The sequence below is a fragment of the Georgenia halophila genome, from assembly GCF_039541595.1.
In genome coordinates this window covers 438950-463698 of record NZ_BAABGN010000012.1, presented here as the reverse complement: position 1 = coordinate 463698, position 24749 = coordinate 438950, and the positions used below count along the sequence as shown (strand labels likewise).

General features: G+C 71.4%; 26 protein-coding genes. 11 read left to right on the top strand and 15 right to left on the bottom strand.

Going from position 1 to position 24749, the window contains the following annotated elements; genetic code table 11:
- Nucleotides 1-106 precede the first annotated feature (106 nt).
- Genes ABD907_RS15995 through ABD907_RS15985 form a run of 3 tightly spaced genes read left to right on the top strand, consistent with a single transcriptional unit; the run spans nucleotide 107 to nucleotide 1980 of the window.
- Nucleotides 107-451 carry a PadR family transcriptional regulator gene (locus tag ABD907_RS15995; RefSeq protein ID WP_345217266.1) on the top strand — a complete coding sequence of 115 codons (345 nt, stop codon included), beginning with the start codon at nucleotides 107-109 and terminating at the stop codon, nucleotides 449-451.
- Nucleotides 448-1395, top strand: coding sequence for a hypothetical protein (locus ABD907_RS15990; protein ID WP_345217265.1), 948 nt, complete (start codon nucleotides 448-450; stop codon nucleotides 1393-1395). The genes ABD907_RS15995 and ABD907_RS15990 overlap by 4 nt, the downstream gene beginning before the upstream one ends.
- A gap of 15 nt (nucleotides 1396-1410) precedes the next feature.
- Complete coding sequence (locus tag ABD907_RS15985) at nucleotides 1411-1980, top strand: MOSC domain-containing protein (RefSeq protein ID WP_345217264.1); 570 nt, start codon at nucleotides 1411-1413, stop codon at nucleotides 1978-1980.
- A gap of 32 nt (nucleotides 1981-2012) precedes the next feature.
- Here ABD907_RS15985 and ABD907_RS15980 read toward each other — a convergent pair whose 3' ends face one another.
- Both ABD907_RS15980 and ABD907_RS15975 read right to left on the bottom strand, forming a co-directional pair.
- Nucleotides 2013-3083, bottom strand: coding sequence for a Gfo/Idh/MocA family protein (locus ABD907_RS15980; protein WP_345217263.1), 1071 nt, complete (start codon nucleotides 3081-3083; stop codon nucleotides 2013-2015).
- A complete protein-coding gene (locus tag ABD907_RS15975) occupies nucleotides 3080-5296 on the bottom strand; it encodes a Gfo/Idh/MocA family protein (RefSeq protein ID WP_345217262.1) in 2217 nt (738 codons plus the stop codon). The genes ABD907_RS15980 and ABD907_RS15975 overlap by 4 nt, the downstream gene beginning before the upstream one ends.
- Before the next feature lie 252 nt (nucleotides 5297-5548).
- Here ABD907_RS15975 and ABD907_RS15970 point away from each other — a divergent pair, with 252 nt between their 5' ends.
- On the top strand, nucleotides 5549-7162 hold the full coding sequence (locus ABD907_RS15970) for a LuxR C-terminal-related transcriptional regulator (protein WP_345217261.1): 1614 nt from the start codon (nucleotides 5549-5551) through the stop codon (nucleotides 7160-7162).
- Nucleotides 7163-7321: 159 nt separating this feature from the next.
- A complete protein-coding gene (locus ABD907_RS15965; protein ID WP_345217260.1) occupies nucleotides 7322-8443 on the top strand; it encodes a class I SAM-dependent methyltransferase in 1122 nt (373 codons plus the stop codon).
- 23 nt (nucleotides 8444-8466) lie between these two features.
- Here the strand turns inward: ABD907_RS15965 and ABD907_RS15960 are convergent, their stop codons facing one another.
- Nucleotides 8467-8850 (bottom strand): VOC family protein, encoded by a 384-nt coding sequence (locus tag ABD907_RS15960; RefSeq protein ID WP_345217259.1) that lies wholly within the window; start codon nucleotides 8848-8850, stop codon nucleotides 8467-8469.
- A 90-nt stretch (nucleotides 8851-8940) separates the two neighbouring features.
- On the opposite strand from ABD907_RS15960, the gene ABD907_RS15955 reads away from it, so the two are divergent.
- Nucleotides 8941-10131 (top strand): MFS transporter, encoded by a 1191-nt coding sequence (locus ABD907_RS15955; RefSeq protein WP_345217301.1) that lies wholly within the window; start codon nucleotides 8941-8943, stop codon nucleotides 10129-10131.
- 110 nt (nucleotides 10132-10241) lie between these two features.
- Here ABD907_RS15955 and ABD907_RS15950 read toward each other — a convergent pair whose 3' ends face one another.
- The 3 genes from ABD907_RS15950 to ABD907_RS15940 all read right to left on the bottom strand — a co-directional run bounded on the left by ABD907_RS15950 (nucleotide 10242) and on the right by ABD907_RS15940 (nucleotide 12599).
- The gene (locus ABD907_RS15950; protein WP_486334109.1) at nucleotides 10242-10466 is read right to left on the bottom strand and encodes a hypothetical protein; all 225 of its coding nucleotides are present in this window, start codon (nucleotides 10464-10466) and stop codon (nucleotides 10242-10244) included.
- A 235-nt stretch (nucleotides 10467-10701) separates the two neighbouring features.
- The gene (locus tag ABD907_RS15945) at nucleotides 10702-11616 is read right to left on the bottom strand and encodes an ABC transporter permease (protein ID WP_345217257.1); all 915 of its coding nucleotides are present in this window, start codon (nucleotides 11614-11616) and stop codon (nucleotides 10702-10704) included.
- Nucleotides 11613-12599, bottom strand: coding sequence for an ATP-binding cassette domain-containing protein (locus ABD907_RS15940; RefSeq protein ID WP_345217256.1), 987 nt, complete (start codon nucleotides 12597-12599; stop codon nucleotides 11613-11615). Before ABD907_RS15940 ends, ABD907_RS15945 begins: the two co-directional genes overlap by 4 nt.
- A gap of 108 nt (nucleotides 12600-12707) precedes the next feature.
- Between ABD907_RS15940 and ABD907_RS15935 the strand changes: the two genes are divergently transcribed.
- From ABD907_RS15935 to ABD907_RS15925, 3 genes are all read left to right on the top strand, one after another.
- A complete protein-coding gene (locus ABD907_RS15935) occupies nucleotides 12708-13265 on the top strand; it encodes a PadR family transcriptional regulator (protein ID WP_345217255.1) in 558 nt (185 codons plus the stop codon).
- 119 nt (nucleotides 13266-13384) lie between these two features.
- Nucleotides 13385-14032, top strand: a complete 648-nt coding sequence (locus tag ABD907_RS15930) for a TetR/AcrR family transcriptional regulator (protein ID WP_345217254.1) — start codon at nucleotides 13385-13387, stop codon at nucleotides 14030-14032.
- A 9-nt stretch (nucleotides 14033-14041) separates the two neighbouring features.
- On the top strand, nucleotides 14042-15070 hold the full coding sequence (locus ABD907_RS15925) for an aminotransferase class V-fold PLP-dependent enzyme (RefSeq protein ID WP_345217253.1): 1029 nt from the start codon (nucleotides 14042-14044) through the stop codon (nucleotides 15068-15070).
- A gap of 12 nt (nucleotides 15071-15082) precedes the next feature.
- On the opposite strand, the gene ABD907_RS15920 is transcribed toward ABD907_RS15925, so the two are convergent.
- Entirely contained in the window at nucleotides 15083-15874 is a 792-nt protein-coding gene (locus tag ABD907_RS15920) for a TetR/AcrR family transcriptional regulator (protein ID WP_345217252.1), read from the bottom strand.
- Nucleotides 15875-15975: 101 nt separating this feature from the next.
- Between ABD907_RS15920 and ABD907_RS15915 the strand changes: the two genes are divergently transcribed.
- On the top strand, nucleotides 15976-16962 hold the full coding sequence (locus tag ABD907_RS15915) for an ATP-binding cassette domain-containing protein (RefSeq protein WP_345217251.1): 987 nt from the start codon (nucleotides 15976-15978) through the stop codon (nucleotides 16960-16962).
- Nucleotides 16959-17780 (top strand): ABC transporter permease, encoded by an 822-nt coding sequence (locus ABD907_RS15910; protein WP_345217250.1) that lies wholly within the window; start codon nucleotides 16959-16961, stop codon nucleotides 17778-17780. Before ABD907_RS15915 ends, ABD907_RS15910 begins: the two co-directional genes overlap by 4 nt.
- A 15-nt stretch (nucleotides 17781-17795) precedes the next feature.
- On the opposite strand, the gene ABD907_RS15905 is transcribed toward ABD907_RS15910, so the two are convergent.
- The 8 genes from ABD907_RS15905 to ABD907_RS15870 all read right to left on the bottom strand — a co-directional run bounded on the left by ABD907_RS15905 (nucleotide 17796) and on the right by ABD907_RS15870 (nucleotide 24359).
- Entirely contained in the window at nucleotides 17796-18206 is a 411-nt protein-coding gene (locus ABD907_RS15905; protein ID WP_345217249.1) for a hypothetical protein, read from the bottom strand.
- Nucleotides 18207-18278: 72 nt separating this feature from the next.
- Nucleotides 18279-19040, bottom strand: coding sequence for a 5'-methylthioadenosine/S-adenosylhomocysteine nucleosidase (gene mtnN / locus ABD907_RS15900; protein WP_345217248.1), 762 nt, complete (start codon nucleotides 19038-19040; stop codon nucleotides 18279-18281).
- Nucleotides 19041-19122: 82 nt separating this feature from the next.
- Entirely contained in the window at nucleotides 19123-19581 is a 459-nt protein-coding gene (locus ABD907_RS15895; protein ID WP_486334108.1) for an S-ribosylhomocysteine lyase, read from the bottom strand.
- An 81-nt stretch (nucleotides 19582-19662) separates the two neighbouring features.
- On the bottom strand, nucleotides 19663-20700 hold the full coding sequence (locus ABD907_RS15890) for an enoyl-CoA hydratase/isomerase family protein (protein WP_345217247.1): 1038 nt from the start codon (nucleotides 20698-20700) through the stop codon (nucleotides 19663-19665).
- Nucleotides 20701-20781: 81 nt separating this feature from the next.
- Nucleotides 20782-21765, bottom strand: coding sequence for a glycine betaine ABC transporter substrate-binding protein (locus tag ABD907_RS15885; RefSeq protein ID WP_345217246.1), 984 nt, complete (start codon nucleotides 21763-21765; stop codon nucleotides 20782-20784).
- A complete protein-coding gene (locus ABD907_RS15880) occupies nucleotides 21765-22532 on the bottom strand; it encodes an ABC transporter permease (RefSeq protein WP_345217245.1) in 768 nt (255 codons plus the stop codon). The genes ABD907_RS15885 and ABD907_RS15880 overlap by 1 nt, the downstream gene beginning before the upstream one ends.
- Nucleotides 22529-23725, bottom strand: a complete 1197-nt coding sequence (locus ABD907_RS15875; protein WP_345217244.1) for an ABC transporter ATP-binding protein — start codon at nucleotides 23723-23725, stop codon at nucleotides 22529-22531. The genes ABD907_RS15880 and ABD907_RS15875 overlap by 4 nt, the downstream gene beginning before the upstream one ends.
- The gene (locus ABD907_RS15870; protein WP_345217243.1) at nucleotides 23718-24359 is read right to left on the bottom strand and encodes an ABC transporter permease; all 642 of its coding nucleotides are present in this window, start codon (nucleotides 24357-24359) and stop codon (nucleotides 23718-23720) included. The genes ABD907_RS15875 and ABD907_RS15870 overlap by 8 nt, the downstream gene beginning before the upstream one ends.
- Between the last annotated feature and the right edge of the window lie 390 nt (nucleotides 24360-24749).

Here is a 24749-nt window from a genome sequence, read left to right as displayed (position 1 = left end):
GCAGAGAAGACCGCCCGGCCATCGTGCCGGCTTCGTCGGATCGGATGGGAACTGGCTCGCCGCCATGGTCTTTCCAGATCTTCGCGGCGAAGGTATCTTCTCAACCATGTCGCGACGTCTGCAGGAGCCCGCCTTTCTGATCATGTCGGCGCTCACCCGCGAGCCGCTGCACGGATACGGCATCGTCCGAGCGGTCGGCGAGCTGTCCGGCGGCGAGGTCACCCTGCGAATCGGGACGCTCTACGGAGCGTTGGACCGGCTTACCGAACGTGGATGGATCGAGGTCGACCACGAGGAGGTCGTCGACTCTCGACTTCGCCGGTACTACCGACTGACCGATGCGGGAGCTCAGGTCCTCGCCCACGAGGCGCGCGTGCTGGAGCGCCGCGCCGAGCGGGCGCTGGACCTTCTTGGGCGCCACCGGCCGGGAGTTGCGAGGGGGATCGCATGAGCACGGACCGGCTACTGCTCGAATATCGCTACCGACGCCTGGTCCGCACTTTCCCGCCGTCCTATCGCGCGGCGAAGGGCGAGGAGATCGTCTCGGCCCTCATGGACGGGGCCGACCGTGGGCAGCAACGTCCAAGGGTGCGGGACTCGGCCAACATCCTCGCGGCCGCTGCGGGGCGGTGGTCGCGTGACCTCCTCCGCTCGCCGGCAGACGCACGGGCGGACACCGGTGGAGTGCTGGTCTGGATCCTGCCGTTCCTCCTGCTGTATCCCGCCACGAAGGCGGTTGTCCATGCCGTGCTGACTGCTGTCTACGGCGGTTCATTCCCGGCTGAGCAGGTGCTCGTCACGATCGTGTGGGGACTGTGGGCCTTCGGACTGGCCGCGCTGGTCCTCAATCGCCGGCGCGCTGCACTCACCGTCCTCGGCTCCTCGGCCGTGGCGATGGCAGTCGTGCTGGCGAGCCTCGTCGCCTACGGAAGCAGTCTCGACCTGATACAAGAGGCCGGGTGGTTCGTCTGCCAGCTGGTGTCGCTGAGATCGATCGCTGCGCGGCAGGACGAGCCGACTCGCGGATGGCGGTTGCTGGCGTCGGGCGTCGGGACCGTGGCGATGACGGCCTCGTTGGTGTCGATCACAGTCTGGTACAAGGACAATCTGTCGCTCCTATGGAGCGTCGGCGGACTTCTGCTCGTCGTGATCGCCGTCTCTCTTCTTCGTGGCAGGTACCGGTACGCCGTCCCGCCGGTGGCCGCTGTCGTCGCGGCGATCTGGGTGGGGCGGTTCGGAGTCGGCACGGCGCCGAGTCGCTCGCATCTGATGCACACGGCCTTCCCGGAGCTCATCCTCCCGTTCGTCATCGCTCCGCTCGCGGTGTATCTCGGCGCTGCCGTGCTGGCGTCCGTCGGCCGCGAGGACGGACCGTGGGTGCGGGCCAGGTCGTGAGGGGAAGCTGGACCGGTGACAGTCTTCAGGTATGACGTGGAGGTTCTGCACCTGCTCGTCTCGCCCGAGCACGCCTACTTCGGCAGGCCCCGCGACGGTGCCGCCGACGTGCCCACGACGGACGCCGACCACGTCGAGCTGGTCGCCGGCAAGGGGATCGTCGGGGACCGCTTCTTCGGCAAGGCCGCACACTTGGACGCCGCGGTGACCCTGTTCGCCGTGGAGGCCCTCGAGGCCATCGCCGCTGACCTCGGCGCAGGTCCCTTCGACCCGCTCCGCACACGGCGCAACGTGACCCTCAGAGGCGCCCACCTGGCTCCGCTGCTGGGTCACGAGCTCGAGCTGGAGTCGGGCGGCGGTTCCGTACGGCTGCGTGCCGGGCGGCCCGCCAATCCCTGTGCCTGGATGGACCGAGTCCTCGCTCCGGGCGCCCACGTCGCGATGCGGGGGCGAGGGGGCGTGCGATGCCAGGTGCTGTCCGACGGCCTGCTCCATCGCGGCCTGGCTGTGCTGGTCAGCCCGGTGCCGCTCGAGCCCGAGCGTGCCGGTGAGGCCGCGGTGCGACCGCCGTCGCGGCTTCCGTAGCGCCGCTCGGGGGATCCCCAGTCCGTGACGACTCAGTCCGTGACGACGTCGACCGGGTGCCCCTGCTCTGCCGAGGCGTAGGCGGCCGCCACGAGCTTGGTGGTCCGTACGCCCACGGCGCCGTCCGGCTGCGGCGCGCGGCCGGTCCGCAAGGCGTCGACGAACTCGGCGAGGAGCTTGCCGTCCAGGTCCGTGCCGTACGGAAGCCAGAGCGGGGCGCTGCGCGGCTGGGAGAAGCCGTCGACGCGCTGGGCGAAGGCGTCCATGTCCGCGACGCCGTCGGAGCCGACCACCTGGATCGTCAGGCCGCCCCAGGTGGGGAAGTCGTCCGGCTTGGACCAGCTGCAGTCGATGGTCACGACGACTCCGCCGGCGTACTCGATGGAGACGAGTCCGCCGGTCTCGGCGCCGGCACGGTCGGCGTGCAGGATGTGGTTCGTCTGCGCGTAGACGCTGCGGGCCGGGGCGCCGTCGAGCAGGGCATCCATCAGGTCGGCGACGTGCACCGTGTGGTCCGTCATCGCCCCGCCGCCGGCAAGCCCGGGGTCGGCGAACCACGCGCGCCCGCCCGGCAGCTTGCCGTTGTTGGTGCCGGTCACCGCGCACACGGTGCCGAGCGTCCCGCCGTCGACCGCCTCGCGCAGCGCCGCGAACGCGGGGGAGAACCGCACCGGGAACGCCACCATGAGATGGACGCCGGCCGCCTCGCACGCCGCCACCAGCGCCTCGGCGTCGGGCACCGAGGTGGCGAGCGGCTTCTCGCACAGCACATGCGCCCCGGCGGCGGCCACCTGCTCGACGTAGCCGCGGTGCCGAGCGTTCTCCGAGCAGACGACGACACCGTCCGGATGCCAGGTGAGGAGCTCCTCCAATGTCTCGACGTAGTCGGCGCCGAGCTCGCCGGCCAGCGAGGCGCCGCCGCTCTCGCCGGGACGGTCGCCGTGGTCCGGATCCGTGGTGAGCACCTCGATGCCGGGCATGGCGAGGAGGTTGGTGACGTACCCGACCGCGTGCGTGTGCGCGAACGAGGCGACGCCGATCCGCAGCGGCCGGCCGCTCACCGGCGTACCGCGCGGGATGGTGCTCCGGGGCGAAGTGGTCACGAGGCGTGCTCCAGGATCGTTGCCAGCTCGACGGCGTCACCGGTGCCCAGCGACACGTTCGCCGCCTCCGCGATGCGCACCGCCTCGAGGCCGTCGCGTGCACTCACGCGCGAGGTCTGCTCGCCACGCACGGCGGCGAGCAGCTCCCGCAGCTGGGTCAGGTACGGGCTCTCGTCGAACGACGTCCCGGGCAGCAGCCCGCGGCCCTCGCCGGCGGCGCCGCCGTCGAGCCGGAGCGGGGCGTGCTCGGCCGAGTCGTGTCGGACGAACCCGTCGGAGCCGGCGACCTCGAACGTGGTGCGGAACGCGGTGCCCGGCGCCGCCCACGTGCCGGTCACGTAGCTCAGCGCCCCGGAGGCATGCGTGAGCGCGACCTGTGCACTGATCACACCGAGCCGGTCGGCCTGGTCCGGCGTCGAAGCCTGCCGCGCGAAGACCCGCACGACCTCACCGGCGGTCCACCGGGCGAAGTCCAGGTCGTGGATCATCTGGTCCATCACGATCCCGCCGGACAGGTGCGGGTCGGCGAACCACGGCTTGACCGGCCGAGACCCGATCCTGGTGAACCGCTGCACCGCCACGTCACCGACACCGCCGGCCGCCACGTGGTCGCGCATCGCGGCATAAGCGGGGAAGAACCGCACTACGTGGGCGGGATAGAACCCGACGGCGGCCGTCGCGGCCTGGTCCACCAGCTCGGCCGCCTCGGCGGCGGTGACCGCCAGCGGCTTCTCGCAGATGACGTCCAGGCCTGCGGCGAACGCGGCACCCGCCACCTCGCCGTGGGTGTACGTCGGGGTGGTGATGTCGACCAGGTCGGCGCCGTCGAACGCCTCCTCGCGGGTGGTGACCGGGGTGCCGCCGCCGTGCGCGGACACCAGGTTCTCGGCGTCGCCGTGCGAGTACACCCGCACGTCGGCGCCGAGCGCCAGCCACGCGTCGATGTGGACGCTCGCGATCCCACCCGCGCCGATCAACGCGACGCGGGGGACGTCGTCTGTGCTCACTGAGCCGCTCGCTTCCTGGTCGAGGTCCGGCCGGTGGGGGGTGTCGCCGGTCGGAGTCAGGTCGTCCGCTCCGAGCCTCGGCTCCGGGATGCGGACCGGCACGCTGCCCGAGCGGATCGACTCCGTGCCGCACACCCCGGTGGCGACGGCGGCCCGGGCATCCAGGGCCGAGGTGCGTGGCGTCGCCTCACCGCGGAGCGCCGCGCAGAACTCGGCGACGATCAACGCGTCCGCGCCGCCGTGGCCGTCGATGCCGGCGGAGACCGGCACGGTCAGGTGACCGGCGCCGTCATAGTCCGTGCGGCGGTTCCAGACCCGGATCTCGCCACCGTCGAGATCGCCGAAGTTCTCCAGCCGGCCCGCGGTGCCGATCACCGTGTAGTTGCGCCAGTAGTCGGGCGTGAAGTGGCACTGCGTGTAGCTGGCGAGCACCCCGTTGCCCAGGTGCATCTGCAGCATCGAGGTGTCCTCGACGTCGACCACCGGGTTGAGGTCGCGCTGCGAGGTCGGGGGCCAGTTGTCGTAGGAGAACCAGTCGCGCATGCGCCGGTCGGAGTTGTCGCGGCGATCGGTGATGTCGCCGTAGACCTGGAGCGCACCCATGCCGGTGACGAGGTCGGTGTGCCCGCCGCCCAGCCAGTGGATGACGTCGATGTCGTGGGCGCCCTTCTGGAGCAGGAGGCCCGTGGCGCGGGAGGCGTCGGCGTGCCAGTCCTTGAAGTAGTAGTCGCCCCCGTGGCCGACGAAGTGCCGGCACCAGACGGTCTTGACCGTGCCGATCGCGCCGTCGTCGATCAGCCGCTTCATCTCGGTCACGATCGGCATGTGTCGCATGTTGTGGCCCGGGACCAGCAGCGTGCCGGAGCGTGCCTGGGCGGCCAGGATGGCGTCGCAGTCGTTCAGCGTCGTCGCCATCGGCTTCTCGAGGTAGACCGGCACACCGGCCTCGAGGAACGGGACGGCGACGGACGCGTGGGCGTCGTCGGGCGTGAGCACGAAGACCCCGTCCAGGCCGGCATCCAGCAGCTCGCGGTGGTCGGCCACGACGGCGACGCCGTCGCCGTACAGCTCGTGGGCCTGCTCCCGCGCCCGCTCGGCCGGGTCGGCCGCGGCGACGATCCGTGCCCCGGCCGCCGGTGCGTACGTGGCCAGCTGCGCCCGGGCGCCCACGCCGACGACGCCGAGGCGCAGCTCGTCCGCCCTCATCCCGTCACCTCCGGGGACCCGGACGAGCAGGGCGTGGACCACCAGCGGCCACAGCAGTCAGGTGCGCCGGTCAGCAGCGCGCTGAGGGCGGGCGCCGTGCGCAGGAGGGGCAACATGATGGTCCAGTAGATCCGGAAGAGGCCCGTGCCGTCCACCGGCGCTGCGAGCCCTGACCCCCGACGGCGCCACGGGCTCGCCGGGTCGGTGGAAGGATTGTGCGCACTCGCGAGTGTGGCGAGGAGGGAGTGGCGCGTGGACACGGAGGTCGACATCGGCGCCGCCCGGGCGGCTTTCGCCCAGCGCCGGTGGACGGAGGCTCGGGCCGGGTTCCGCCAAGGTGGCGACCTCGGACCCGACGACGCGGCAGCCCTCGCCGAGGCGTCGTGGTGGCTGGGCCTGATGGACGAGAGCCTGCGCCTCCAGGAGGAGCTCCACCGGCGGCATCTCTCGGCGGGCGAGGCCACGTCTGCGGCCTTGGACGCGGTCTTGCTCGGCTTCCACGAGGCGCTGCGCGGTGACGCCGTCGTCGGGTCGGCGTGGTTGGCGCGGGCACGTCGCCTGCTGGCGGACCATCCGCGCGCCCGCGAGCGCGGATACCTGTGCGTGGTCGAGGCCGATGCGTCCCTCGGCGAGGGCGACCTGCAGACGGCAGCCACCCTCGCGACGGAGGCGCAGCAGATCGCCCAGCTCCACGACGACACGACCCTGAGCGCGCTCGGCCGGTTCGCCGAGGGACTGGTCACGGTGCACCGGGGGGACCGCGGACCGGGACTCGCGCTCCTCGACGAGGCGATGCTGCCGGTCATCTCCGGGGACGTCGACGACGGCTGGGCGGGCAAGCTCTACTGCCAGATGATGGACGTCTGCCACGACCTCGCCGACGTGCGGCGGGCACGACGGTGGAGCGACACCACTGAGCGGTGGTGCCGTGAGTTCGACAAGGCCGTGATGTTCTCCGGCATCTGCAGGATCCACCGCGTGCAGCTGCTCGGTGCCCAGGGCCGCTGGGAGGCGGCGCTGGCCCAGGCGAAGCGCGCGTGCGGCGAGCTCACCGGCATCAACGTGGCCGTCGTCGCCGAGGCGCACTACCTCCTCGGCGAGCTGCACCGGCTCCGGGACGAGCATTCCGCAGCGGCCGCGGCCTACGCCGCCGCCCTCGACCTCGGACGCAGCCCGCAGCCCGGCCTGGCTCTGCTGCAGCTGCGGACGGACCGTGCCTCCGTGGCTCGCAAGGGGCTGGACACCGCCCTGTACGCGGCGGCCGGGCAACCGCTGCGGCGGGCTCCGCTCCTGGCCGCGGGCATCGAGGTCGCGCTGACCCGTGCCGACGTGGCGGCCGCGAGCACGTTCGCGGACGAGCTGGAGCAGATCGCGACGACCTACGCCGGCCCGGGTTGGCTGGCCGCTTCCGCGCACTGGCGTGGAGCTGTGCTGCTGGCTCGGGACCGGCCGAGGGAGGCGCTGGTCCTGCTCGACGAGGCCGAGCACCGCTGGCGGGACCTCGAGACACCGCACGAGGTGGCTCGGGCGCGGATCTGCACCGCGCGGGCCTTGGCCACCCTCGGTGACCACGACGGCGCCACGCGGCTCCTCGACCTGGCCGAGGAGACGCTCACGGGTCTGGGTGCACGCGCCGCGCTCGACGACGTCGCCCGCCTGCGGGGCCGGCACCGGGACGTCCTCACCTCCCGGGAGACCGAGGTCCTGGCGGCCGTCGCCACGGGCGCCACCAACCGTGAGATCGCCGACCGGCTCGTCATCAGCGAGCGGACCGTCGGCCGGCATCTCGCGAACATCTACACGAAGACGGACACGGCCACCCGGACCGCCGCGTTGGCCTGGGCGCGTGACCGGGGCCTGCTCTGAGCTGCCGCGCAGGACGGCCCGGGCGAGCGAGGCCGGGACAGGACGGCCTTGCCCGGACGAGATGCATGATTCGGCCCATGTGGGAGGCGCCTTCTCGCTCCTAGCGTCACAGGGGTCCGGCGACCTCCGGACCGACGCGAGAAGATCGGAGATCTTGCCATGACCACCACGACCCCTTCCGCGGCGCCGGCGTCAGCCCCGGATGGCCGCCACGCGAGCCCGCAGGCCCCTCCCGAGGAGATCGAGGCCTTCGCCGGCCGGATGTTCGATGTCCTCAGCCAGGCGTCGACGGCGTTGATGATCAGCATCGGCCACCGGACCGGACTGTTCGACACGCTGACCAGCCTCCCGCCCTCCACCAGCACGCAGATCGCTGAGGCGGCCGGGCTGCAGGAGCGCTACGTGCGCGAGTGGCTGGGTGCGATGACGGTGGCGCGGATCGTCACGCACGAGCACGGCACCGACCGGTTCAGCCTGCCGGACGCGCACGCCGCCGTCCTTGCCCGGGCCGCCGGGCCGGACAACCTCTCGGCGATCATGCAGTTCATCCCGTTGCTCTCCCAGGTCGAGGACGCGGTGATCCACAGCTTTCGCCAGGGCGGGGGAGTGCCGTACTCGGCGTACACGAGGTTCCACGAGCTGATGTCCGAGCTGAGCAGCGCCTCACACGACGCGGCGCTGGTCGAGGCCATCGTGCCCCTGGAGCCCGGGCTGACGCGCCGGCTCACCGATGGGATTCGCGTGGCGGACATCGGGTGCGGTCGCGGTCACTCTCTCAACCTCCTCGCCAGCGCCTTCCCGGGCAGCGCGTTCATCGGCTACGACTTCGCCGACGAGGCGATCGATGCCGCCCGCGCGGAGGCGGCCGAGTGGGGCCTGGAGAACGCGTCCTTCGAGGTGCGGGACGTCACGGACCTGACGGGCACCGGCGCATTCGACCTGATCACCGCCTTCGACGCCATCCACGACCAGGCGCACCCGGCGACGGTGCTCGGTCAGGTCGCGGCGCACCTGGCGCCGGACGGCATCTTCCTCATGGGCGACATGCGAGCTTCCAGCAATCTGGAGGACAACCTGGCGATCCCGTGGTCCCCGTTCCTCTACACCGTCTCGACGATGCATTGCATGACCGTGTCGCTCGGGCTCGACGGCGCCGGGCTGGGAACGGTGTGGGGCGAGCAGCTCGCGCTGCGGATGCTGGCGGATGTCGGCCTCACGGACGTGCGCGTGGAGCAGGTGGAAGGCGACTTCATCAACAGCTACTACGTCGCCCGTCGCTGAGTCGCCGGCACGACACGTGCGGGTCAGCGGAGCAGGCAGAACTCGTTGCCCTCCGGGTCGCCGAGCACGACGAGCTCGCCCCGGTCCGCCTGAACCTGGGCCCCCAGGCTCAGGAGACGTGCCAGCTCGGCGTCGGCGTCATCGGCGGCAAGGTCGAGGTGGACGCGGTTCTTCACGGTCTTCGGCTCCGGCACGCGCTGGAACCACAGGCACGGGCGGCCGCCGTCTACCCGCTCCAGCAGCACCGTCGGGTCGTCCTCGACGTCGGTGACGCCCATGGCCGCGAGGCGCGCGACCTCTTCGTCGTCGTACGGCGCGATGCGGTACCCCTCGAGGACCTCGGTCCAGAAGCGCGCCAGCGCTGCGGGGTGGTGGCAGTCGACGACGATGTCCCTCAGCTGTGCCATGGGACGATCGTGCCGGGACCCGTCCGGAGCGGCACCACCTTTGTGCATTGGCCGCCACGGGCGCCGGCGCGAGAGGCTGTGACCGTGGCGATGAACGAGAGCGGTCCGGGGACCGTCAGGCACTCCCGGCCGGTCCACACCGGCGTCATCCTGCTGCTCGCAGCCACGTTCCTGTCGATCGGGAACTTCGCGTCCCTGATGTCGGTGATCCCGCTGTGGGCCTCGCACGGTGGCGCCGGCAGCAGCGGCGTCGGCGCCACGACCGGCGTCATGCTCGCCGCCACCGTCGTCACCCAGCTCAACATGGTGTGGCTCTTCCGGCTGCTCAGCCTGCGGCAGATGCTGGCGGTCGGTGCCCTTGTCCTCGCCGTCGCCACGCCCGCCTACGTCCTCACGGACGCCCTGGCGCCCCTCGTGGCGATCTCGGCCGTCCGCGGCATCGGTTTCGCCTTCGTCGTGGTCGCCGGGGTGGCGCTGGCCGCCGAGCTCGCCCCGGCGGGCAAGGTCGCCACGGCCGCCGGCTGGTACGGCGTGGCCGCCGGCCTGCCGAACGTGTTCCTGATGCCAGCGGGCGTGTGGCTCGCCCAGACCTGGGGGTTCGCGCCGGTGTTCCTGTGCGCGGCCGGCATGGCACTGCTGGCCGTGCCGCTGCTGCTGTCGCTCCCCGAGCACGGTCGGCAAGCACGCCGGACGGGTCCCCGTGGGTGGGTCGACCGGCGGGCGTTCACCGCCGCCGGCGTCTTCCTCGTCACGGCCGCCACCCTCGGCACCGTGGCGACTTTCCTGCCCGTCGCGCTTCCCGAGTCGCCGATGCCGTCCATCGCCCTGTTCGTGCTGTCGGTCGTCATGGTGGCCACGCGGCTCGGTGCCGGAGCCCTGGCCGACCGGCACGGTCCCGGGAGGCTCGTCGCGCCGTCGGCGATCGTCTGCGCCGTCGGCGCGGCCGGCATGGCGGCCACGGTGTCCGACGGCGGACCGGCGCTGCTTGTCGCCGCGGCCGTCTTCGGGGCCGGTTTCGGCGCCGCGCAGAACGACTCGTTCGTCGTCGTCCTGCGCCACCTCGGGCCCGGGCGCTCCGGCACGGCCAGCACCATCTGGAACATCGCCTACGACGGCGGCATGGGGGTGGGCCCCTTCGCCGTCGGCCTGGCTCTGACCCTCACCGGGTACCCCGGCGCGTTCCTGGCCCTCGCGGTCGCCCTGGCACTCGCGGCCGCCGTCGGGTATGCCGTCGGCGGACCCCGCATGGGCATGGGTGTCCGCGAAACGCCACAGCTGTGACCGGTGTGGGCCTCTTACGTGCCCTTCGCAGCCGATCGATCCTGGCGCGAGCAATCGCTGGCTCCGTTGACGACTCTCCGCGCCTCGACGACCACTGAGCGACGCCAGTACTACCGCTTGCCGTCCTCGTAGCCCTTCAGTGCGAGTCCGAGCCCGAAGAAGGTCGGTGCCCACTGCCCCACAAAGATTCCCCACCGGTCCGCGCGGGCCAACGATGCGTCCTCCTTCTTCCTGCTCGTAACCCATGACAGGAACGACAGACCGATAGAGGCCACAGCGGCGGTGTAGGCGTGCTCACTGCGCACACCCATGTCTGACATCTTCTTGACGAGCATGATGATCCCTTCTCAGTCGGGTCCGGACATCTGATTGTCACCGCGTACGCCCCGAGGCGCATCACGGGCGGTACCAGGTGTCGAGCGGTCCGAGTCGGGCCTACCTTGCGAGATGCTCGCCCGAGCAGCCGTTGCACGAGTCACTTGCGGTGCGGCCGGCTCTGGCGTTGCCCTGGTTCCCGTTGAGTGACTACTCAGGCCACCTCCGTTCACTGGGCCGGTCATCCCGATCGGCTCAGTTCCGGCGCGCGTACCGCCACATCGTCAGGGGCCCGAACACGGCCACGAGCACGGCGGCGGCGATCAGCGCCGTCACGGTCGCGCCGGCGTCCGGGGTGCCCGCCATGAGCCCGCGCACGGCGGTGACGAGGTCCGAGACGGGGTTGACGTCGACGAACGTCTGCAGCCAGGACGGCATCGTGGTGGGGTCCACGAAGATGTTGCTGCCGAACGTCACCGGCATGAGGATCATCATGCTGGCGCCCATCAGGGCGTTGGCCGTGCGCACCAGCAGGCTGAGGAAGGTCCAGATCCAGCCGAGCGCGAAGGCGAAGACCAGCACCAGCGCCACGCCCGCGACCACACCGCTGACGCCGCCGGCCGGACGGAAGCCCAGGACCAGGCCCAGGGTGATCATGATCGTGGCCGCGATGGTGAAGCGGACGGCGTCCCCGAGCAGCATGCCGACCAGCGCCGACGGCTTCCAGATCGGCAGGGAGCGGAAGCGGTCGAACACGCCCTTCTCGATGTCGGTGTTGAGCGTGATGCCCGTGTACATCGTGATCATCAGCAGGCTCTGCACGAGGATCCCCGGCAGCAGGAACTGGATGTAGTCCTCCACCGAGCCGGCCAGCGCGCCCCCGAAGAGGAAGGTGAACAGCAGCGTCATCATGATCGGGAAGATCGTGACGTCGAAGAGCTGCTCGGGCACGTGCTTGATCTTCAGCATCGCCCGCCACCCGAACGTCAGCGAGGTCCGTAGGCCGCTGGGACGCGTGAGATCCGGACGCCTGCCCAGCGCGGACTCCACCGCGCTCCCCGGGACGCTCGCGGCCCGACCGTTGCCCTCGGCGGCGGTCGTGACGGCCGTGTCGCCTGCCGTCTCCGGCGGTGTCTCCGTCGGTGTCCTCCCGAACTCGTCGACGCTCATGCCGCCTCTCCATCCGCTGGGTCGTCCGTGCTCTCCGGGTCCTCGGTCGCCGGCCGGCCCGTCAGCGCGAGGAAGACCTCGTCGAGGCTTGGCTGACCGAGCGAGAACTTCTCCACCTCGATCCCCGCGGCGCCGATCGCCTCGAGCGCCTTCGCGCCCTCTGCCGCGCCGGTGACCCTGGCCGCCAGCGCGAACGGGTCGCTGCCGGTCTCCACCTCGGCGTCCAGCACCCGGGTGAGCAGCTCGCTCGCGCGTCCCACGTCGGCCCGCTCGATGAACCGGACGTGCAGCGTGCCGCTCCCGACCTCGGACTTCAGGCGTCCTGGCGCGCCCTCGGCCACGATGCGCCCGTGGTCGATGACGGAGATCCGGTCCGCGAGCTGGTCCGCCTCCTCGAGGTACTGGGTCGTCAGCATCACGGTGGTGCCGGCGTCGACCATCGCGCGCACGATGTCCCACACCTGGTTCCGGCTGCGCGGGTCCAGCCCGGTCGTCGGTTCGTCGAGGAAGATCAGCTCGGGCGGGTTGAGGATGCTGGCCGCGATGTCGATCCGGCGCCGCATGCCGCCCGAGTACTTCTTCACCTGACGGTCGGCGGCGTCCGATAGCTCGAACGCGGCGAGCAGCTCCTCGGCCCGGCCTCGGGCGCCCGAGCGGGAGAAGCCCAGCAGCCGGGAGAGGAGCACCAGGTTCTCCTCGCCGGTGAGGTCCTCGTCCACGGAGGCGAACTGCCCCGTCAGGGACACCTTGCCGCGGACCTCGTCCGCCTCGCTCACCACGTCGTGCCCGAGCACCCGGGCGGATCCGCCGTCGGGCCGTAGCAGCGTGGCGAGCACCCGGATGGTGGTGGTCTTGCCCGCCCCGTTGGGGCCGAGGAAGCCGTGCACGCCGCCGGGCTCGACCACCAGGTCGATGCCGTCGACGGCGCGGGTACTGCCGAACTTCTTGACGAGACCCGAGGTCTCGATGGCCGGCACAGTCATGCGACGAGCCCTTCCTTCCGTTATGTTCCTAGATGGAACACCGCTGCCGCGGGCGAGTCAAGAGATTTGCCGGCCGGGCCGGAGCGCGGACGGCAGGAAGGAGCGGCCGTGACGAAGGCGCGGCTGACGCCGACCTCGTACGCCCTGCTGGGGCTCATGACCTTCAAGGAGGCCGCGGACGGCGTCACCGGTTACGAGCTCAAGCAGCTCGCCGACCTCACGCTCCGCTTCTACTGGGTGGCGCCCGCCATGAGCCAGGTCTACAGCGAGCTGGACAGGCTGGCCGACGCCGCACTGGTCGCCGCCCGCCCGAACGGCACCGCGACCCGGCGCAGCACCCGCTACGTCATCACGCCCGACGGCGAGCAGGCCCTGCGCAGCTGGCTCGCCGACGAGCCGGCCGGATTCCCGGTCCTCAAGCATCCCGTGGCGCTGCGTCTCCTCATGGGTGACCTCAGCAGTGCCGAGGACCTGCGCGCGATGCTCGTCGAGCACCTCGAGGCGCTCGCCACCCGCCGTGCCGAGCTCCAGGCAGTGCGGCACTCCCTGGAGGGCCGCGAGGACATGACCTACCCCGCGATGGTCGCCGACTGGGGGCTGGCCTACTTCGACTCCGAGGTCCAGATCGTCCAGGACCTGGAGCGGCGGATCGCCGACGAGGGCTGACGTCCTCGGAGGACGACCGCCACGTCGGTGCACGAACCGGGGGACGACGGCGTCGCCCGTGAGTATCGTCGATGCTGACCTGAGCAGCAGGGGGGCGACAGGACGAAGGAGTCCACCCGATGACGCAGTCAGCGGCACTGGCACAGCAGGAGCCCACGGCCGACCCGCGCCGCGGGCCCGGGCGCCCGCGGCACACGGACACCGAGCCGCGTGCCTACCGTGCGGCACTGGATCTGTTCGGGCGTCGCGGCTGGTCCGGCCTGACGCTCGACGGGGTGGCGACCCACGCGGGAATCGGCAAGTCCTCGATCTACCTGCGCTGGAAGGACAAGCGCCAGCTCCTCCTCGAGGCGGTCCGTGACCTTCAGACCCACCTCGACCGCCCCGAGACGGATGGCCTCGGCATCCGCGACTACCTGATCGCGCACGCCCGAGCTCGCGCGGACCTCTTCCTGGGCGAGCACGGTCCTGCGCTGGCGAACCTGTACTCCGCCGTCGTGGCAGACCGGGAGGACTTCGCGGAGGTGTGCGAGGAGGACATCACCCGCGGCATGCGCGCCCTCGCGCCACGGGTCGAGCGGGCGGTCACGGACGGCGAGCTGGCGGAGGGCACCCCCGTGGTGGCCCTGCTGGACGCAATCGAGGGGGCGATCTTCTTCCACGTGGTGCTGATGCCGGACGCCAGGAGCCCGGACGAGGTCAAGGCCGGCCTGGGCCAGTACGTCGCGACCGTCGTCGACGTCCAACTCCGAGGCGTGCCCCGCTAGTCTCGGCCTGTGCGTGAAGCCTTCGGCGCCTCCTTCGACGTCCCTCCCGGATACCTGAACACCCCGAGCATCGGCGTCCCGCCCGCCCCCGGCGCCGACGCCGTCGAGGCCGCCGTGCAGCGCTGGCGTGCCGGCGCGGACGTCCCATCGGACTTCGACGACGGCGTACGGCGCTCCCGCGACGCGTTCGCCCGGATCGTCGGGGTACCCGGCGACCGCGTCGCGATCGGCGCGAGCGCGTCGCAGGTGATCGCCATGGTTGCCGCCGGTGTGCCCGACGGCGCCACCGTCCTCGCCCCGGAGGGTGAGTTCACGTCGGTCACGTTCCCGTTCGCCGCGCAGTCTCGGCGCGGTGTCACCGTCCGCGAGGTGCCGCTGGCCGAGCTTCCCGCGGCGGTGGCCGGCCACGACCTGGTCGCAACGAGCGTGGCGCAGTCCGCGGACGGCTCCCTGCTCGACCTGGGCGCCCTGCGTCAGGCTGCCGACTCCGCCGGTGTCCCAGTGCTGCTCGATGTGACCCAGGCCGCGGGTTGGCTACCGCTGGAGCTGGAATGGGCGGACTGGGTGGTCTGCGCCGGGTACAAGTGGCTGCTTGCCCCGCGCGGTGCCACCTGGCTCGCCGTCCATCCCCGCGCTCGCCGCCGCACGATCCCCGTGGCGGCCAACTGGTACGCGGGCGAGGATCCGTGGCAGTCCGTCTACGGCCTGCCGCTGCGTCTGGCCGAGGGTCCGCGCGCGTTCGACCTGTCACCCGCATGGCTGTCCTTCGTCGGCGCCGCAGCATCGCTGGAGTACCTGGCGGACCTGGACATGCGCGCCGTCCATGCGCACTGCACCGGCCTGGCGGACCTGCTCCTGGAGCGGCTCGGCCTGCCGCCGCGGCGCAGCGCCATCGTTGCCCTGACCGCGGACCGCGCTGCAGAGCGGCTGGCGGACGCCGGGGTCACCGCGAGCGTCCGGGCCGGCAAGGCGCGCATCGGCTTCCACCTCTACAACACGACCGACGACGTCGACCGCGTGGTGGCCGCGCTGGGATGACTCGCCGGGCTCTCAGTCGCGAGTGCGGGAATCGATGAGCGCCGCGACGCCGTCCAGGACGAGCTCGAGACCGAAGGCGAAGTCGTCCTCGAGGCCCGCGTCGCCCGGGACGGACGGCATGGTGAAGACACCGGAGTCGAGGACCCGGGTGAGGTACGGGAAGGTCTCCGGGTCGGTGACGGAGCGAAGGGCCTCGTCGTAGCGCGGGGACTCGCTGGCGCCGGCCCGCTGTGCCCCCATGCGCATCCCGGCGGTGAACGAGACCGTGCTCCTGGCGAAGTTGGTCAGCACGAGCGCGACGCCCACCTTCTCACCCTCGGCGAGCGGGGTGCCGTGCAGGGAGCGCAGAGCCTGCTCGAGCCACCTGAGCGACTGCGGGTCTCGTGGTGGCCCGTAGATCGGCACGTCGACCACCCACGGGTGCTCGAGCGCACGGTCGACGTACTCGACCGTCCAGGCGCGCAGACCAGCACGCCAGCCTGGGGGAACGTCGCGCGCAGGGGGGCCGATCGCGGCCTGCTGCATGCGCTCGACGAGCTCGTCCTTGCTACCGACGTGCCGGTAGAGCGACATCGGGGTGAAGCCGAGGCGCGTGGACACACTGGCCATCGAGACCGCGTTCAGGCCCTCGGAGTCCGCGATCTCGATCGCCGCCCCGACGATCTTGTCGACGTCGAGGCCCGCACGCGGTCCGGGCCGGCGGCGCTCCACAGCACGGCGCTCTACGAGCCGCGACTCTCCTGCGTGACCGTCCGCCGCGGCGTGGCTGTCACCGGCGTCCGTGCCGGCCGTCTGTCGAACCATCTGGTGCTCCCCCTCGAAGTCCCAACCATCGTAAGGGTGTGTACGGCATACACAATTACCGCTACGCTGAGGTATACGGCATACACAGATAGGAGCGTTTCATGGTGGCACCATCACCGCGACTGGCCGACGTGGGCCCACGCCCGGGTTCCCCGGCCGTCGAGGTCCACGAGCTACGGCGGTCCTTCGGTGGGCGCGAAGTCCTCAAGGACGTCTCGGTCTCCGTCGAGCCGGGCACGTTGCTCGCCCTCCTCGGCCCGAACGGGTCCGGCAAGACGACGACGGTGCGGATCCTGACCACGCTGCTCCGCCCGCACGGCGGCAGCGTCCACATCGGTGGGTACGACGTCGTCCGTCAGGCCGCTCACGTGCGCGGCATCGTCGGCCTCACCGCGCAGCAGGCCACCGTGGACGACATCCTCACCGGCCGGGAGAATCTGGAGCTCCTCGGCCAGCTGCACCGGCTCGGCCGCGGCGGCGCCCGCCGCCGCGCCGGCGAGCTGTTGGGGCGGTTCGGCCTCGCGGAGGCGGCCGACCGGCGGGTGGCGACCTACTCGGGCGGAATGCGCCGCCGTATCGATCTCGCGGCCTCCCTCGTCGCCGCGCCGTCCGTCCTCTTCCTCGACGAGCCCACCACCGGACTCGACCCTCGCAGCAGGCACGGGATGTGGGAGGTCATCCGCGGTCTCCTCGGCGACGGCACGACCGTCCTGCTCACCACCCAGTACCTCGAGGAGGCGGACCAGCTGGCGGACGACGTCGCCGTGCTGCGGGAAGGTCGCATCGTGGCCGCCGGCTCGCCGCAGCAGCTCAAGCGGCGGGTCGGGGAGGAGCGGCTCACGCTGCGCGTCTCCGCCGGGGCCGCGGAACGGGCTCGACGGCTTCTCGGTGCGCTCACCGATCCGGCCGGCACGCGCGACGACAGCGCGACGACGGAGGTCACCCTCGCCCTGAGGGACCCGGACCACCTGCGCCGCTGCCTGGACGACCTGGCGAGCGCAGGCATCGAGGTACTCGACGTCGACCTGCGGCGCCCGACTCTGGACGACGTCTTCTTCTCGCTGACGGATCAGGAGGTCGCAGCATGAGTGCCACCGCGCTCGCCGCGCCGGCGCCCGTCGCGCCCGTCCGGCGCCGACCGGGCGACGCGATCGCCGACGTCGCCCTGTTCACCCGTCGTGGCATCCGGCACCAGCTCCGGAGCCTCGACGCCCTGCTGCTGAACGTCCTGCTGCCCGTGTTGCTCATGACCATGTTCGTCTACGTCTTCGGTGGCGCGCTGTCCACGGGTGGCTCCGGCCTGGACTACGTCGACTACGTGGTCCCGGGTGTCGTCCTGCTCACCGCCGGTTACGGTGCCGCCAACACGGCGCAGTCGGTCGCCGGGGACATGGTCACCGGCATCGTCGACAGGTTCCGCTCACTGCCCGTGGCGGACTGGGCCGTGCCCGCCGGGCACGTCGTCGCCTCCGTCGCCAAGAACCTCGTGACGACGGCGATCGTCCTGGCCGTCGCCTTCGCCGTCGGGTTCCGCCCGGACGCGGGCCTCGTCGACTGGCTCGGCGTGGTCGCCCTGGTCGTCCTCTACGTCCTGGCGATGACCTGGTTGGCGACTGTCGTCGGCCTGGTCGCCGGCTCGGTCGAGTCGGCAAGCGCGTTCTCGTTCTTCGTCCTCTTCCTGCCCTACCTGTCCAGCGCGTTCGTCCCGGTCGAGACGATGCCCACGGTGCTGCGGGCCTTCGCCGAGCACCAGCCGATCACGCCGTTGACGGACTCGTTGCGGGGCCTGCTGCTGGACATGCCGATCGGCGACAACGGGTGGATCGCCGTCCTGTGGTGCGTCGGGATCATGCTGGTGGCGGCACCACTCTCGGCGATGCTGTTCCGCCGTCGCGCGGGGCGGTGACGGCCGGGGAGCCGGTCACGCCGGCGGCCGGCCGCCCGGGTCGCGCGTGTGCCGGCCGTGCTCCGCGTCGTCGGTGGTGAAGTCGTCGGAGTCCGGGTCGAGGGCCGAGGCCTCGCGCCTGTTCGTCTCCGCCTCGTCCCGGACCCGCTCCGCCTGTTCGGCGCGCACCTGCGCCTCGTGCTCGAGGCGGTCGGCCTCGACCCGGGCGCGCTGCGCGTCGGCGTCCACGGCGGCGGCCTCGGCACCACGCTCACGTGCGGCGATGTCCTTCTCTCGCTCGACGTCCCGCAGCTCGGCGGCCTGCTGGCGCCGCTGCTCGGCGGCGACCCGTTCGCGCTCTGCGCGCTTGCGGCGCCAGGCCAGCACGGCGACGACGATGATCGCGACGACGACCACCGCGATGACGATCCAGATCCAGGTGTCCATTGGATGGTCCTCTCTCCTCGGCCCCTGCCCGCACCATGGAACCTGACGTGGCGCAGGTCGGCCACCCGAGCGCTATCCGCGCAGCGTGGTCAGGACCACGCGGGCCGCCCGTTCTGCGGCGTCCTCGAGCCCGATGCTGAAGTCGTCACCGGCCTCGGGGCCGCACAGGTCCGAGATCCCCCGCACGGACAGGAACGGCAGCTCGTAGGAGTACGCGACCTGCGCGAGCGCCGTCGTCTCCATGTCCGTGCTCAGCGCGTCCGGGAAGTTCTCGCGGACCTCTCCGCAGTTCACCTCGGTGACGAACGAGTCGCCGGAGACCATCTGACCGACGCGCAGCGTGCCCACGGGTAGCTCGATACGACGAGCTGCCGCGAGCCGGTCCGGGTCGGCGTCGTACTCGACGGGCATGCCGGGCACCTGACCACGCACGTAGTCGAAGGCGGTCGCATCCGCGCCGGCGTAGGTGTACGTCTCGCCCACGACGACGTCCCCGACGTCGACGGACCGGGCCAGCCCGCCCGCGGATCCGGTGGAGATGAGCGCCCGCGGCCGGCACTCCGACAGCGCGGCGACGGCCGCCGCGGCGGCGTTGACCAGCCCGATCCCGCTGCGCACCAGCAGGATCTTGACCTTACCGATCTGGATCACCTGGCCGCGGGCCCGCCCGCGCTCGCGGACCGGTCCCGCGGCCGACGCGAGCCGCGAGTACGGGCGCGTCTCCTCGTCCATGGCGCCGACGACGATGGCGTCGACCAGGGGTCCCCGGCCCTGCGACGTGGCTCTGCCCGACGGGTCGGCCATGGAGGCGTGCACCTCCGGGGTGTCGGTCATGGTGCCTCCTCGAATGTGCGCTGCGGTGCCTCACTCCGGCACACCTCGTTCCTCGGCGTCCCTCCGCGGGGGCTCCTCGCGCTCATTCAGTCACCGTGGCCCACTCGTCCCGGCGGGCGAGCATGGCGCGGGCGGCCTCCCGGGTGCCGTCGAGGGTGTGGCTGGCCGCCCACCCGCACTGCGTCTCGTTGGCCGCCGGCACCTCGGTGGCGTCGGCGACGTCGCGCAGCGCCCGCTCGACGAGGTCGAGGACCTCCTCCTGGGGGTGCTGACCGGCCAGCAGCAGGTAGAAGCCGGTCTGGCAGCCCATCGGGGAGAAGTCGACGACGTCGTCGGAGTGGTTGCGCACGTGCTCGGCGAAGGTGTGCTCGAGGGAGTGCACCACCGGCATCTCGAGGTGGTCGACGTTCGGCTGGCAGAACCGGACGTCGTACTTGGTCAGGACGTCACCGCCCGGCAGGTGTTTGGTGTCCGCCACCCGCACGTAGGGGGCGGCGACGGTGCGGTGGTCGAGGTTGAAGCTCTCGACGTTCATCGGCATGGGTTCACTCCTTGTCGGCAGGAACCCATCATCGCGCGCAGGTCGGGGGCCGGGCACGTCGCACCGGTGCGCCGGAGTCAACTAGGTGGCGGTCAGCGCGCGGCGGACCTCCTCGACGTCGACCGCCTCGATCGTGGCGGGCGACCAGGTGGGGGAGCGGTCCTTGTCGACCAGGACGGCGCGGACCCCCTCGGCGAAGTCCGGCCGTGCGACGAGCCACGCCGCGGCCCGGCGCTCGTTGCCGAGGCAGGTGCGCAGGTCCGAGTCCCGGCCGGCCGCCAGCAGCTCGAGCGCGACGACGAGCGAGGTGGGTGACATCGTCCGAAGCGCCGTCGCGGTGCTGGCGGCCCACGTGTCAGTGGCGGTCCCGCCCGCCTCGGCGGCCATGGTGTCCAGCCGGGCGAGGATCTCGCCGGCCGTGGTGACCCCGAAGGCGGAGTCGACGGCGTCACGGACCTCCGCGAGGGTCCCCGGCTCACCCGGCCTGGCCACGTGGTCGTCGAGGACGGCGAAGCCGTCGCGAGCGAGGCCCGCGAGCAGCCGGTCGACGGCGGACGAGGGGACGTAGTGGGTCGCGAGCCCGACGGCGAGGGCGTCGGCCGGGCCGAGCCGGGCACCGGTCATCGCCAGGTACCTGCCGACGGAGACCGAGCGGTCACCGTCGAGGTGCGAGAGGACATGGCTCGTTCCGACGTCGGGCGCGAAGCCGATCGCCGTCTCCGGCATGGCGAGCACGGCGTTCTCCGTGACCACCCGAGCATCGCCATGGACACTGACGCCGATGCCGCCACCCAGCGCGGCGCCGTCGATCACGGCGACGTAGGGCTTGGGGTACTCGGCGATGGTGCGGTTGAGCGCGTACTCCTCGCGGAAGAACGTCGCGGCGTCGTCGTGACGGCCGTCGAGCACCGCCTCGCGGGCGCTGCGCACGTCGCCGCCGGCGCAGAAAGCACGCCCGGCGCCCGTGACGACGACGGACCCGACCGTGTCGTCATCGCGCCAGGCGTCGAGGACCTGGTGCAGGGACCGGATCATGTCCAGGTCGAGGGCGTTGAGGGCCTGCGGCCGGTCCAGCTCGATCCGACCGGTCCGACCGTCCACCCAGGAGCGCACCGACATGAGCGTCACTCTCTCACGGCCGATTCGTGCGGCTCACGGCCGCGACGGTCGGGGCCGTCCGGATCCACCGGATCCACCGGGTCAGCCGGTCGCTCTCGAGACCAGACCCTCGGAGACCAGCCAGTCCATGGCGACGTCGGCGGGCTGCTCGCCGTCGACGTCGACCCGGGCGTTGAGATCGATGAGGACCTCGTCCGTCAGCAACGGCGTGATCTCAGCGAAGAGCTCGTCGAGCTGCGGATGCTCCTCGAGGGTCTCGGTCCGAACGACCGGAGCGACGTTGTAGGACGGGAAGTAGTTCTTGTCGTCCTCGAGCACCTGAAGGTCCAGCGCCACGATCCGTCCGTCGGTCGTGAAGATCTCGCCGAAGTTGCACGCGCCGTCGGCGGTGGCCTGGTAGATCGCGCCGGTGTCCATGATCTTCACGTTGCCGTTGGGCACGCCCTGCGGATCACCGAGGGGAATGCCGTAGTGCTCGAGCATCGGTTCGAGGCCGTCGTCCCGGCTCCGGAACTCGCTCTCCACGCAAAAGGTGCGCTCCTCGACGGGGATCTCCGCGATCTCCGACATCGACGAGATACCGAGCTCCCCGGCGGCGTCCGGGCCCATGGCGAAGCCGTAGGTGTTGTTCACCGGAGCCGGCTGGAGCCAGGTCAGACCGTTCTCGAGGTCGGCGTCGTGCACGGCCTGCCACTGCTCGTCCTTGTCGGGGATGCCCGTCTCGCCCATGTACGAGACCCACGCGGTGCCCGTGTACTCCCACTGCATGTCGGTGTCCCCGTTGACCATGGCCGCGCGGGCGGGGTTCGAGCCGGGGATGTTGGTGGCGTCGGTGACCGTGTATCCCGCCGCGCGCAGGGCGAGCACGGCGATCTTGCCGAGGATGATCTGCTCGGTGAAGTTCTTCGACCCCACCGAGATGGGGCCGGCGTTCTCGTGCGGCTGGATGCCGGCCGGCTCGACGGGCGGGGCGTACCCGGTGGCTGGCTGGAGGCCGCAGGCGGCCAGCGGTGCCGTGACGACCAGTGCCGCCAGAGCGGCCGTGAGGCGGGTGCGGCGAGTCATCACAGTCCTCGGGGTCGGGCGACGTGCTCGACGACGCGGCCGAGCCAGTCCACGAGCAGGGCGAGCAGGGCGATCAGCAGGGCGCCGGCGACGAGCACCCTCGGCAGGAACAGGTTGACCCCGGTCCCGATGAGCACGCCCAGACCACCGCCGTTGATGAAGTAGGCGAGTGCGGCGGTACCGACCAGGAGGACGAGCGCGGTGCGCACGCCGGCGACGATCACCGGCACGGCGAGCGGGAGCTCCACCCGCCAGAGCACGGCCGGTGCGGACATGCCCATCCCGCGGCCGGACTCGACCAGGCGCGGGTCGACACCGCTGAGGCCGACCATCGTGTTCCGCAGCACCGGCAGCACGGTGTAGGCCACGAGCGCGACGACTGCGGTCCGCCAGCCGAATCCGAGCCACATGGCCAGCAGCACGATGAGACCGATGGACGGCGCGGCCTGGCCGATGTTGGCGACGGCCACCACCGGCCCGGCGAGGCGCTTGAGCCGGCCTCGGGTCAGCACGATGCCCAGCGGCACGGCGATCCCGACGACGATCGCCGCGGGGACGAAGGTCAGGCGCATGTGCTCGTAGAACCGGGGTTGCAGGTAGTCCCAGGACAGGGTCCTGCTCTCGGTGGAGGTCAGCTCGGCGGTGCTCAGCCAGACCAGGAAGCCGGCGAGCACCAGGACGACGAGTGCCGGCTGGACGAGCAGGCTGCGCCACGAGCGCTCGCTCTCGCCCGCGTCGATGGTCGCTTCGGTCCGGGTCGTGCTCATGCGGAACCCTCCGCGCCGTCTGCTGTGGCGTTCGGCTCCTCCGGGCTCATGAACGACATCACGGTGTCCACCGTGAGGTACCCGACGTAGGTGTCCCGGCGCCCGGTGACGATGACGCCGTTCTGCGAGGCGGTGAGCATGGTGTCGAGGGCCTCGTTGAGGGTGGCCCGGCGTGCCAGGGTGGGCAGGTCCTCGTCGGCCTCGGGGCCGATCGTCGTGGTCTTCTCGAGCTCGTCGAGCTGGTGCCAGCGCAGGGGCCGGTCGCGCTCGTCCAGGACGACGACGTACTTGTGACCGGCGGCCCGGGCTCGCGCGACCGCCTCGGCCGAGGAGCTGCCCGCTCGCGCCGTCGTCCCCGCCTTCAGCGGCGCGTCGGAGATGCGGGTGAGACTCAGTGTCTTCAGCGCCGCGCCCTTGCCGATGAAGTCGACGACGAAGTCCTCGGTGGGGTTGGTGAGGATCTCCTCGGGGGTGTCGAGCTGGGCCACCCGGGCACCGACGTCGAGGATCGCGATCCGGTCCCCGAGCTTCACGGCCTCGTCGAAGTCGTGGGTGACCATGACGATCGTCTTGCCGAGCTCCTCCTGGATGTTCAGCAGCTCGTCCTGGAGACGTTGGCGGGTGATGGGGTCGACGGCACCGAAGGGCTCGTCCATGAGCAGCACGGGCGGGTCGGCGGCGAGGGCCCGGGCGACGCCGACGCGCTGCTGCTGGCCGCCGGAGAGCTCGCGCGGGTAGCGATCCCGGTAGACGGCTGGATCGAGGTCCACGAGCTCGAGCAGCTCGTCGATGCGGCTGGCGATGCGCGACTTGTCCCAGCCGAGCATCCCGGGGACGAGACCGATGTTCGTGCCGACGGTCATGTGGGGAAAGAGGCCGCCCGCCTGGATCACGTAGCCGATGTGGCGCCGCAGCTCGTCGGCGTCCCGGTTGGTGACGTCCTCGCCGTCCAGGACGATGCGTCCGGACGTCGGCTCGATGAGCCGGTTGATCATCTTCAGGGTGGTCGTCTTGCCGCAACCGGAGGGACCGACCAGGACGAGGATCTCGCCGGCCCGGATCTCGATGTCGACGTGGTCCACCGCGGGACGCTCCTGACCGCGGTACTCCTTGGTGACCTGCTGGAGGTGGATCGAGGCACCGGTGGTGCTCGTGGGCTCGTTCACGGTCGTCTCGTTGGTGGTCTCAGGCACGGATCCCCCTGGAGGTGGTCAGGCGGCCGAGCAGCACGAGCAGTACGTCGACCACGAGGGCGAGGAGGACGATGGCGATCGTCCCGGTGAGTGCGGAGTAGAAGGCGTTGGCGCCTCCGAGGCGGGAGAGGCCGGAGAAGATGAAGCTGCCGAGCCCCGGACCGAGCACGTACGCGGCGATGGCCGCGATGCCCATGATCATCTGCGTCGAGACCCGCACGCCGGCAAGGATCACCGGCCAGGCGAGCGGAAGCTCGATGCGCGCCAGCGTGTTGAGACGGCTCATACCGATGCCTCGCGCCGACTCCACAGCGGTCCGGTCGACGCCCGAGAGGCCGACGACGGCATTCCGCAGGATCGGTAGCATGCCGTAAAAGGTCAGGGCGATCACGGCCGTGACGACGCCGAAGCCGGACCAGGTGAGCAGCAGTCCGAGGAGGGCGAAGGACGGGATCGTCAGCCCGATGGCGGACGTGGAGTTGGCCAGGGCGGTCATGCGTGGGCTGCGGTACACCAGCACGGCGACGACCAGGGCGACAACTGTCGCGAGGACGATGCACTGCAGCACCAGGCTGACGTGCTGGTACGAGAGAAAGAGGATCTCGTCGCGCCGTTCGACGACGTAGTCCCACATGCGGTGGTCTCCTCCGGTGGCGGTCGCTGGACGACGCCGCACACGGGGCCGTTCTCCTGACCTGCTCATGGTCTGCTCGGACAGGCCATGACCTGCACGGACAGTGGTGCGGCGGCCTGTGACGTTATAGGGAAACGCATGATTTGGCGAGCGCCAGAACCAAGAACCAGGCACCTTGAGGTCAAGGCGTCACCAAATGCTGTGGTTGCAGGCCGCGCCGGGTCAGGACGCCTCGGGGCGGTCGCTCCGGCTGTCCGACGAGCTCGCGCCGGTGCCGGCACACCCCACGGGCCCTTCGGAGCGACACGCCGATGGGGGACGACACGCCCAAATCTCCGAACCCGTCCGAGGCGCCGCGACCGGCTCGCCGGTGCGCTGTACCCACAGGCT